Source organism: Streptomyces sp. NPDC048584, from assembly GCF_043199595.1.
In the GTDB taxonomy this organism is placed as follows: Bacteria; Actinomycetota; Actinomycetes; order Streptomycetales; family Streptomycetaceae; genus Streptomyces; species Streptomyces edwardsiae.
Genome location: NZ_JBICWF010000030.1, coordinates 3,850 through 5,006 on the forward strand (window position 1 = coordinate 3,850; position 1,157 = coordinate 5,006).

Consider the following 1,157-nt stretch of genomic DNA (forward strand, 5'->3'; position numbering starts at 1 on the left):
GGGGCGAAGCTGAGAACTTAAGCGCCAGTAAACGGCGGTGGTAACTATAACCATCCTAAGGTAGCGAAATTCCTTGTCGGGTAAGTTCCGACCTGCACGAATGGCGTAACGACTTCTCGACTGTCTCAACCATAGGCCCGGTGAAATTGCACTACGAGTAAAGATGCTCGTTTCGCGCAGCAGGACGGAAAGACCCCGGGACCTTTACTACAGTTTGATATTGGTGTTCGGTTCGGCTTGTGTAGGATAGCTGGGAGACTTTGAGCATCGGACGCCAGTTCGGTGGGAGTCGTCGTTGAAATACCAGTCTGGTCGTGCTGGATGTCTAACCTGGGTCCGTGATCCGGATCAGGGACAGTGTCTGATGGGTAGTTTAACTGGGGCGGTTGCCTCCTAAAGAGTAACGGAGGCGCCCAAAGGTTCCCTCAGCCTGGTTGGCAATCAGGTGTTGAGTGTAAGTGCACAAGGGAGCTTGACTGTGAGACCGACGGGTCGAGCAGGGACGAAAGTCGGGACTAGTGATCCGGCGGTGGCTTGTGGAAGCGCCGTCGCTCAACGGATAAAAGGTACCCCGGGGATAACAGGCTGATCTTCCCCAAGAGTCCATATCGACGGGATGGTTTGGCACCTCGATGTCGGCTCGTCGCATCCTGGGGCTGGAGTCGGTCCCAAGGGTTGGGCTGTTCGCCCATTAAAGCGGTACGCGAGCTGGGTTTAGAACGTCGTGAGACAGTTCGGTCCCTATCCGCTGTGCGCGTAGGAGTCTTGAGAAGGGCTGTCCCTAGTACGAGAGGACCGGGACGGACGAACCTCTGGTGTGCCAGTTGTTCTGCCAAGGGCATGGCTGGTTGGCTACGTTCGGGAGGGATAACCGCTGAAAGCATCTAAGCGGGAAGCCTGCTTCGAGATGAGGACTCCCACCTCCTAGAGAGGGTAAGGCTCCCAGTAGACGACTGGGTTGATAGGCCGGATATGGAAGCACGGTAACGTGTGGAGTTGACCGGTACTAATAGGCCGAGGGCTTGTCCTCAGTTGCTCGCGTCCACTGTGTTGGTTCTGAAACCACGAACAACCCCATGCCTGGTCACGGTGTGGTGCGGTTGATTGTTTCATAGTGTTTCGGTGGTCATAGCGTAGGGGAAACGCCCGGTTACATT

1 rRNA gene (running past one end of the window) is annotated in these 1,157 nt (G+C 55.8%); it reads left to right on the forward strand.

From position 1 onward, the window contains the following. A 23S ribosomal RNA gene (locus ACGFR9_RS35140) occupies positions 1 to 1,030 on the forward strand; it begins 2,191 nt to the left of the window's first position. Positions 1,031 to 1,157 lie beyond the last annotated feature (127 nt).